Source organism: Bradyrhizobium altum (assembly GCF_020889705.1).
GTDB lineage: Bacteria > Pseudomonadota > Alphaproteobacteria > Rhizobiales > Xanthobacteraceae > Bradyrhizobium > Bradyrhizobium altum.
On record NZ_JACMYP010000330.1, the window covers coordinates 1 to 8365 of the forward strand.

At 65.0% G+C, this 8365-nt stretch carries 10 protein-coding genes; 4 read left to right on the forward strand and 6 right to left on the reverse strand.

Annotated features, from left to right (window positions below; translation table 11 throughout):
* The first annotated feature begins 118 nt into the window (after positions 1–118).
* Both H8B02_RS42130 and H8B02_RS42135 read left to right on the forward strand, forming a co-directional pair.
* Positions 119–1663 (forward strand): DUF1800 domain-containing protein, encoded by a 1545-nt coding sequence (locus tag H8B02_RS42130; protein ID WP_376711778.1) that lies wholly within the window; start codon positions 119–121, stop codon positions 1661–1663.
* 15 nt (positions 1664–1678) lie between these two features.
* Positions 1679–2872, forward strand: coding sequence for a DUF1501 domain-containing protein (locus H8B02_RS42135; RefSeq protein ID WP_229171582.1), 1194 nt, complete (start codon positions 1679–1681; stop codon positions 2870–2872).
* A 164-nt stretch (positions 2873–3036) separates the two neighbouring features.
* Here H8B02_RS42135 and pip read toward each other — a convergent pair whose 3' ends face one another.
* The 6 genes from pip to pqqA form a co-directional block, all read right to left on the reverse strand.
* Complete coding sequence (gene pip, locus H8B02_RS42140; protein ID WP_229171584.1) at positions 3037–4014, reverse strand: prolyl aminopeptidase; 978 nt, start codon at positions 4012–4014, stop codon at positions 3037–3039.
* Positions 4004–5236, reverse strand: coding sequence for a pyrroloquinoline quinone biosynthesis protein PqqE (pqqE, locus tag H8B02_RS42145; RefSeq protein ID WP_229171586.1), 1233 nt, complete (start codon positions 5234–5236; stop codon positions 4004–4006). Before pqqE ends, pip begins: the two co-directional genes overlap by 11 nt.
* Entirely contained in the window at positions 5233–5541 is a 309-nt protein-coding gene (gene pqqD, locus H8B02_RS42150) for a pyrroloquinoline quinone biosynthesis peptide chaperone PqqD (RefSeq protein WP_163150080.1), read from the reverse strand. Before pqqD ends, pqqE begins: the two co-directional genes overlap by 4 nt.
* Positions 5542–5551: 10 nt before the next feature.
* Positions 5552–6307: a pyrroloquinoline-quinone synthase PqqC gene (pqqC, locus tag H8B02_RS42155; protein ID WP_229171587.1), complete on the reverse strand. Its 756-nt coding sequence runs from the start codon at positions 6305–6307 to the stop codon at positions 5552–5554.
* A gap of 20 nt (positions 6308–6327) precedes the next feature.
* The gene (gene pqqB / locus H8B02_RS42160; RefSeq protein ID WP_229171589.1) at positions 6328–7257 is read right to left on the reverse strand and encodes a pyrroloquinoline quinone biosynthesis protein PqqB; all 930 of its coding nucleotides are present in this window, start codon (positions 7255–7257) and stop codon (positions 6328–6330) included.
* 141 nt (positions 7258–7398) lie between these two features.
* Positions 7399–7479: a pyrroloquinoline quinone precursor peptide PqqA gene (gene pqqA / locus H8B02_RS42165; RefSeq protein WP_035635412.1), complete on the reverse strand. Its 81-nt coding sequence runs from the start codon at positions 7477–7479 to the stop codon at positions 7399–7401.
* Positions 7480–7803: 324 nt separating this feature from the next.
* Here pqqA and H8B02_RS42170 point away from each other — a divergent pair, with 324 nt between their 5' ends.
* Both H8B02_RS42170 and H8B02_RS42175 read left to right on the forward strand, forming a co-directional pair.
* Complete coding sequence (locus H8B02_RS42170) at positions 7804–8061, forward strand: DUF6894 family protein (protein ID WP_021080047.1); 258 nt, start codon at positions 7804–7806, stop codon at positions 8059–8061.
* 123 nt (positions 8062–8184) lie between these two features.
* On the forward strand, positions 8185–8365 hold a 181-nt coding region (locus H8B02_RS42175), incomplete at its 3' end, for a hypothetical protein (protein WP_229171590.1).

The window sequence follows — 8365 nt, forward strand, 5'->3', positions numbered from 1 at the left end:
CGCGGCCGGCACCGCCGCCAAGGCCCGCCGCAGCAGCACCTCGAGCCGCGCCGGCATGCCCTCCCGGCAAATGCAAACACTGAGGGCATGACATCATGAGCCGGGCAGGTCAGCCTACATGAGCATCACGGCCACACTCGGAGCGCGGACAGCCGCGAAACTGATGATCGGCACGATCGCCGGGCTGGTGGTGTTCCACCAGCCGGCGCGGGCGGCCGAACTCGCAGCGCAGGACATCGCACTGCTCGATCGCCTGACCTGGGGCGTCAGCGCCTCGAGCGCGGCGCATCTGCGCGAGGTCGGCACCGAACGCTGGCTGCAGGAGCAGCTGCATCCGGCCAACCCCGCATTGCCGGCCGCCGTCCAGAAGCAGATCGAGGCGATGCCGGACGTGCATCGCTTCCCGTTCGACATTGCGGCCTCGTTCGACCAGCAGGGCAAATCCGCCAACCAGGTCGCCGATCCGGAGCAGCGCAAGGCGGCGCAACAGGTCTATCAGCAGGCCATGAACGACCGCGCCAGGCAGGCCGCGGCCCGCACCATCCTGCATGCGCTCTACGCGCCGGATCAATTGCGCGAACGCCTGACCTGGTTCTGGTTCAACCACTTCAATGTCCACCAGTACAAGGCCAACATCCGCGTGCTGGTCGGCGACTACGAGGATCGCGCGATCCGCGCCAACGCGCTCGGCAAATTCCGCAACCTGCTGTCGGCGACGCTGCATCATCCCGTGATGCTGCGCTATCTCGACAACGCCGACAACGCCGCCGGCCACCTCAACGAGAACTACGCCCGCGAGATCATGGAGCTGCACACGATGGGCGTCGGCTCCGGCTACACCCAGGCCGATGTCGAGGCGCTGGCGCGAATCCTCACCGGCGTCGGCATCGACTTCAAGTCCGAGGATCCGAAGCTGAAGCCCGAGCAGCAATCCCAGCTGGTGCGCGAGGGCGCCTTCGAGTTCAATCCGGCGCGCCACGATTTCGGTGACAAGACCTTCCTCGGCCATCAGATCAAGGGCCGTGGTCTTGCCGAGGTCGACGAAGCCCTCGACATCCTGTGCCATCACCCCGCGACCGCCACGCACATCGCAAAGCAGCTTGCGACCTATTTCGTGTCGGACAATCCGCCGGCCGCGCTGGTACAGCAGATGGCGCAGACCTTCCAGAAGACCGACGGCGATATCGCCGCTGTGATGTCGACGCTGGTTCATGCGCCGGAATTCGCCGCCAGCCTGAAGGGCGGCGCCAAGTTCAAGGACCCGATGCTCTATGTGATGTCGTCGGTGCGGCTCGCTTACGACACCAAGGTCGTCCTCAACACGCTGCCGATCCAGGGCTGGCTCAACCGCCTGTCCGAGGGCCTGTTCAATCACGAGACGCCCGACGGCTATTCGATGCTGTCGGCGGCCTGGAACGGTCCCGGGCAGATGATGCTGCGTTTCGAGATCGCGCGCGCGATCGGCTCGGGATCGGCCGGCCTGTTCAAGCCGAACGAGCCCAATGCCGTCGACCAGCCGGCGTTTCCGCTCGTGATGAACGGGCTCTACTTCAGCAACATCAAGCAGACGCTGAGCCCGACCACGCTCGCCGCGCTCGACCAGGCCGTCTCGCCGCAGGACTGGAATACGCTGTTTCTGTCGTCACCCGAGTTCATGCACTGAAGGGGAGGTTCGCCAATGAACCGCCGCGAACTGATCAAGGCCTTCGCCGCTTCCGCTTCGCTCACCCTTGCCGGCCGGGTCTGGGCTGCGCCCGCGACCGACGCGCGGCTGCTCGTGGTGTTCCTGCGCGGCGCCTACGACGCCGCCAATGTGGTGGTGCCCGTCGGCAGCGAGTTCTATTACGCCTCGCGCCCGACGCTTGCGGTCGCGCGCCCCGACGCCGGCAATCCGAATGCGGCGCTGGCGCTCGACGCTGGATGGGGCCTGCATCCGGCACTGCGTGATTCGATCTATCCGCTGTGGGCCAAGCGCGAGATCGCATTCGTTCCGTTTGCCGGCACCAGCGATGATCTCTCGCGCAGCCATTTCGAGACCCAGGACACGATCGAGCTCGGGCAGGCGGTCGGCGGCAGCCGCGATTACCGTTCCGGCTTCATGAGCCGGCTGGCGACCGAACTGACGCGGGTGAAGCCGATCTCCTTCACCGATCAATTGCCGCTGATTTTCCGCGGCCAGAACCAGATCCCGAACATCGGCATCGCCAGCGTCAGCAAGCCGGGTGTCGACGATCGGCAGGCGCGGCTGATCCGGGAGATGTATGCGAAGGGCGATCTGGCCAATGCGGTGTCGGAAGGATTCCGCGTCCGTGACGACGTCTACAAATCGGTCTCCGAGGAGATGATGGCGGCCAACCGCGGCGCGGTGTCGCCGCGCGGCTTCGAGCTGTCGGCGCGGCGGATCGGCCGGCTGATGCGCGAGCAGTTCAACCTCGGCTTCGTCGATGTCGGCGGCTGGGATACCCACGTCAATCAGGGCGCGGCGACCGGCTATCTCGCCGACCGGCTCGGCGAACTCGGCAGGGGCCTCGCCGGCTTCTCCGAAGAGATCGGCCCGGCGATGTGGCGCGACACCGTCGTCGTCGTGATCTCCGAATTCGGACGGACGTTTCGCGAGAACGGCGACCGCGGCACCGATCACGGCCATGGCAGCGTCTACTGGGTGATGGGCGGCGGCATCAACGGCGGACGCATGGCCGGCGAGCAGGTCCAGGTCGCGCAGGCGACGCTGTTCCAGAATCGCGATTTTCCTGTTCTGACCGACTACAAGGCGTTCTTCGCCGGCCTGATCCAGCACGTCTACGGATTGCAGCAGGCCAGCCTCGAACGCATCTTCACCGGCATCAAGCCGAAGGATCTGAATCTGGTTTGAAGGCGCACTGCCAAAATATCGAAAACAACCCCATGCAAAGTAGCCGGTTGCCGGTGTTCGACCCGGCAACTTGACACGTCGGGCAACTCAGCGGTATTCTTCTATTATTCAGAAATCGTGCAAGGGGCGCGCGTTCCCGTCGTGGCCGCGACCGGACTTAATTTTCACTCGACTTTCGCCGCGAGGTCCGCGATCGCCTTCATCACGGCGTTGCGGATGCCGGGGTCGTAGAGGATGTGGCCGGCGCCATCGATGATGCGGACCTCGCTGCCCGGCCAGCGCGCGGCGAGCGCGTGCGACGTCGCGGGCGGGCACAGCAGGTCGTAGCGGCCCTGCACCAGGATGCCGGGAATGCCGGCGAGCTTGCCGGCCTCACTCATCAGCTGGTGCGGCCGCATGAAGCAGTTGTTGGCGAAGTAGTGCGCCTCCATGAACGGCGTCGAGGGCAGGGCGCCTGCTGTCTTTGTCAGGTCGAGCCGCGTCTGCTTCGGCGTGTGCTCGGACAGCACCCGCTCGGTGTCGTGCCAGGCGCGTGCGGCCGGCGCATGCACGGCCATATCAGGATCGAGGATGCGGCGGTAATAGGCCGCAAGCGGCGCCGCGCGCTCGTCCTCCGGCAGCAAGTTGAGGAAGTCCTCGGAGAGGCCGGGATAGAAGCGCGGCAGGGCGCGCAGGAAAACGTCTTCCAGCTCTTCGCTGGTGCCGAGAAACGTCGCGCGCAGTGCGAGCCCGCTGACCCGCTCGGGATGCGCCTGCGCATAGGCCAGCGCCAGCGTCGCGCCCCAGGAGCCGCCGACCACCATCCAGCGCGCAAAGCCGAAGCGTTCGCGGATCTTCTCCATGTCGGCGATCAGATGCTGCGTCGTGTTGTGGTCGCGGCTGCCCTTCGGCCGGCTGCGGCCGCAACCGCGCTGGTCGAACAGCACGGCGTGGAAGCGCTCGGGATCGAACAGCCGGCGATGATCCGGCTGGCAGCCGCTGCCCGGGCCGCCATGCAGATAGACCGCGGGGATGCCGCCCTCGCGCCCGACGCTCTCGACATGCAGATTGTGGCCGTCGCCGACATCGAGCCACTCCGACGTCAGCGGAGCAAAGGGATCGGAGCGCCTGGCAGCCTTGCCGGCGTCGGCGTCAGGCGCCATTGGGGTTGTCCTGAGGCTTGTCCGACTCCAGCGTGCCGCCGGCGAAGTTGCGGTAGAGGAAGCGGTTCTGCGTGCCGGCGGATTCCCGCTCAGCCTGCTTGAAGATTTCCTCGTGCCGCGGCGACAGCGCGCAGGCCGGGTCGGTATTGCCGGCATCGCCGGTCAGCGCAAAGGCCTGGCAGCGGCAGCCGCCGTAATCGACCTCGCGGAATTCGCAGGATTTGCACGGCTCCGGCATCCAGCCGGTGCCGCGATAGCGGTTGAAGGCTTCCGAGTTCTGCCAGATCCAGGCGATCGAATGGTTCGAGCGCACCGACTCGAATTCGAGCCCGGTGATGCTTTCGGCGGCGTGGCAGGGCAGCACCTTGCCGGCCGGCGAGATGTTGAAGAACTGGCGGCCCCAGCCGCCCATGCATTTCTTCGGCCGCAGCGCGTAGTAATCCGGCACCACATAGTCGATCGCGAGCGTGCCCTTCAGGCGTACCTGGGCTTCCTCGACGATCCGGCTGGTTTCCTCGATCTGCTCGATCGTCGGCATCAGCGCGGCACGGTTCTTCAGCGCCCAGCCGTAATACTGCACGTTGGCGACCTCGAGCCGGTCGGCGTCGAGATCGACCGCCATCTGGATGATGTCGGAGAGCTGATGCAGGTTCTGCCGGTGCATCACCGCATTCACCGTGAGCGGCATGTCGAGCTCGCGGGTCCATTTCGCGACCTCGAGCTTCTTCTTGTGCGCGTCCTTCAGCCCTGCGACGCGATCCGCGACGCTGGGCTCGTTGCCCTGGAAGCTGATCTGCACATGGCTGAGGCCGGCATCGGCCAGTGCCGACAGCTTGTCCTTGGTCAGCAGCACCGCCGAGGTGATCAGGTTGGAATAGAGCCCGACGTCGGACGCGTGCTGCACCAGCTCGACGATGTCCTTGCGCGCGGTCGGCTCGCCGCCGGAGAAATGGACCTGCAGCACGCCGAGCTCGGCCAACTCACTCAGTACCTTCTTCCATTCGTCTGACGTGAGCTCGGTCGAGCCGCGGTCGAGCTCGACCGGATTGGAGCAATACGGACATTGCAGCGGGCAGCGATGGGTGACCTCGAGGAGCACCGCGAGCGGGATGCCGTGGGTCTCGGCTGCGGAGCGGTGGCTCTCCAGCACGGCGAGCCCGTCGCTTGGGGCTGCGTTCGGGCCCGGCGGCGTCATCTTGTTGTCGGCGAGCGTGTCACTCATGCTGTGCTCTCGCGCGCTTCGGTGAGAAAGCCCTTGTCGGCCAGATCCTGCAGCATGGCGACCACGTCGGTTGCGATCGCCTCGCGTGGCGCGGCGTATTTTTCCGCGAGCTGGTCCACCATCGCGGCGACGCTGCGCACGCCGTCGCAAAGCTGCAGCACCTCCACCGCGATTTCATCCGGCGCCAGCACGCGCTCCGGCGCCAGGATCACCCAGACTTGCCGCGTCTCGTCGAATTTCAGCTTGGTATGGCGCGGCAGTTTCGGCCGGCTGGTCTCGCTGACGCTGATGTTGCGGCTGGCCATGATGTTGTCCTCAAGCCGTCTTCGGCACGAAGGCGCCAGGCGGAATCTGGCCATCGACATACGCATGATAGAGCGCGTCGAGCTGCACCCACAGCACGTTGGTCTTGAAGATCAGCGCATTGCAGACCGCTTCCCGCTCGGCGGGCGTCCTGGCATTCTGCTTGACGTAGTCGAGCGCAAAGCCGGCGTCGCGCGGCGCCTGGGTCAAGCGGCGGCTGAAATAGCTCATGATGTCGGGATTGACGAAGTCGTAATGCTTCAACATCCCCGAGATGCGCTCCTCGTGCAGGTTCGGCGCGAACAATTCGGTGAGCGAGGAGGCGATCGCCTCCAGCGGCGTGCGGTCGCGGCAGAAATGCACATAGGCCTCCACGGCGAAGCGCGTCGCCGGCAGAATGCCTTCGGTGGATTCCACGTAAGCCGTGTCGAGGCCGAGGCCTTCGGTCAGCTTCAGCCAGCGCTCGATGCCGCCTTCATTGCCGAGGTCGCCGTCATGATCCTCGATGCGGTGGCGCCATTCGATCCGCGTGTTGCGGTCGCGGAAGCGCGAGATCACCATCGCGTCCTTCAGCGGGATCGTGCTCTGGTAGTAATAGCGGTTTAGCGCCCAGGCCTGGACCTGGCCCTTGTTGAGCTTGCCGCCGTGCAGCAGGCGGTGGAACGGGTGCAGGCTGTGATAGCGCGTCGCACCGATCGTGCGCAGCGTCGCCTCCATCGCCTCGGCACTGTCGAGCATGATGCCCTTGCCGATCGAGAGTGCGGTCATTCCGTTTGTAGGCACGACATTCACAGCACGATCTCCGTTCCGTCGGAGGGAATCTGCCAGCCCGCCTGTTCGGCCGCCTTGCGTTCGGCCGAGGTCCCAAGCAGCGCCGGGTTGGAGTTGTTGATATGCAAAAACACTTTTCGTCCGATGTCGAGCCCGGCGAGGCTCGCGATCGCGCCCTGATCGCCTGACATCGCGATATGTCCCATGCCCTGGCCGGTCTTGTTGCCAAGCCCCGCCGCGATCAGTTCGTCGTCGCGCCACACCGTGCCGTCGAAGAACACCAGCGGGGCGCCCTTGAGCCGTGATTTCAGGTCGTCGGTCACCCGCGCGCAGGCGGCCAGGAAGTAGAAGTATTTGCCGCTGCGCTTGTCCGCAATACGCAGACCGAGCGTATCGCCGACGCCGTCGGCGCCCGCCGGGTGCGCCTTGCCCTCGAGATACCAGGCACCCTTGCCGGGAACCTCGAACGGCAGCACCTTGAGCCCGGACGGCGAGCCGTCGGGCAGGGCTGGTTCGAAGGGCTGGTCGACCGCGATCGGCAGGCGGGCCACGTTCTTTTCGCTCAGCACGTTGAAGATGCTGTTCGAGCGCAGGATCGCCAGCACCCGCTCATGCGCGTAGATATTGAACGGCGAGCCCTCGCGCATCGACAGCAGCCCGGTGACCGCATCGATCTCACTATTGGTGAGGATGACGCCCGCGATCGGGCTGTGGCGCAAGGCGCCGGGCTTCGGGTGCAGCTGCGGCGTGGCGGTCACTTGCTGGCGTAGATCGGGGGACGCGTTGACCAGGAACCAGTGCGCGCCATCACCGCTGACGGCGATCGAGGCTTGCGTGCTCTGCAATTCAGGATGGTCGCTTCGCGCCGTCCTGCACACGGCACATCCGCAGTTCCACTGCGGAACGCCGCCACCAGCTGCGGCACCCAGGACGACGACACGAAGCATGATCCGTCCCCTGGAGCAGTTTAACCCGGACCCAAAAACGCTACGAGGTGGACCCCGGGTTTGAAACACACTCCCTCGGGAGCGCGTCACGCCGGACGTCCACCTGCGCTAAAACGCTAAACGTGTAGTGAGCGCTGCCGCTTACTTGCGGGTGGCGCACATATACATGTTGATTTCCATGCCGACCGACACTTCCACGATCTTCGGTGCTTTCCAGGCCATTTGGCTCTCCTTGTTGCAACCGGACGAACTTTCCGCCCTGCAAAGTAAACTACTGTGCTTGGAAAAGTTCGCCACTTAAATTTTTCGCCAGGTGTCCCGGGGAATGCCATGCTGCACTGCGGAAGACGAATCCGGGCCACTCACAAATTTGTGCGCGCATTTCCTGTCAAAACCCGGTGGCGTCAGACCTTTTTCCTGTTGTTCGCCACACAGTGAATGGTGATCTTGGATTAAGAGACAGGGGCCCCGCGGTCCTCCGAAGGTCCTGATGACGAATCTGTGCTCCCGCGCGCCGGGAGCGACTAACCGAGCCGAGTTCTGCCGATGCCACGCTATTTCTTCAATACCCGTATCGGCGACGAGCTGATCTCCGACCCCGACGGCGAAATCCTGCGGGATCCGGATCGTGCGTGGGAGATGGCGCGGGCGATGATTCGCGAACTGCTCAAGACCGAGGGCGCCGATGGCGCGCTGCTCAGCGCGGTCATCGAGGTGACCGACGACGAGGGCGAGATCGTGCTGGAGTTTCCATTCACGGAGGCGATTCTCGATCGCCCGGACCACTCGATGACACGGCACTGACACGGGCTGACACTGACACGGGCCGACAGGGCCGCCCGGCCACAACCATGCGTTGGCCGATGTCAGCATGTTTCCGATTGCAATTGTCCGGACAAATTCGCAAGACTATGAACGGAAAGCCTGATGGCGCCGATCGACCTCAATGGCGCAATGAACAACGGCTTCCACCCAGGGGAGATCATCATGAAACAACACTCGTTCGCACCGCGCAGCCTGCTGCTCGCGGGTGCCATGCTGGGGGCGTTCACGCTCGCTGCTGCGGCGCAACAGCCGGCGGCCGCGCCTGCCGCTGGTGCCGCGCCGG

Coding starts and splice junctions, on each gene's coding strand:
- pip (WP_229171584.1), bottom strand. CDS start 4,014: ATGGCGCCTGACGCCGACGCCGGCAAGGCTGCCAGGCGCTCCGATCCC.
- pqqA (WP_035635412.1), bottom strand. CDS start 7,479: ATGGCCTGGAAAGCACCGAAGATCGTGGAAGTGTCGGTCGGCATGGAA.
- H8B02_RS42170 (WP_021080047.1), top strand. CDS start 7,804: ATGCCACGCTATTTCTTCAATACCCGTATCGGCGACGAGCTGATCTCC.
- pqqB (WP_229171589.1), bottom strand. CDS start 7,257: ATGCTTCGTGTCGTCGTCCTGGGTGCCGCAGCTGGTGGCGGCGTTCCG.
- pqqC (WP_229171587.1), bottom strand. CDS start 6,307: ATGACCGCACTCTCGATCGGCAAGGGCATCATGCTCGACAGTGCCGAG.
- H8B02_RS42130 (WP_376711778.1), top strand. CDS start 119: ATGAGCATCACGGCCACACTCGGAGCGCGGACAGCCGCGAAACTGATG.
- H8B02_RS42135 (WP_229171582.1), top strand. CDS start 1,679: ATGAACCGCCGCGAACTGATCAAGGCCTTCGCCGCTTCCGCTTCGCTC.
- pqqD (WP_163150080.1), bottom strand. CDS start 5,541: ATGGCCAGCCGCAACATCAGCGTCAGCGAGACCAGCCGGCCGAAACTG.
- pqqE (WP_229171586.1), bottom strand. CDS start 5,236: ATGAGTGACACGCTCGCCGACAACAAGATGACGCCGCCGGGCCCGAAC.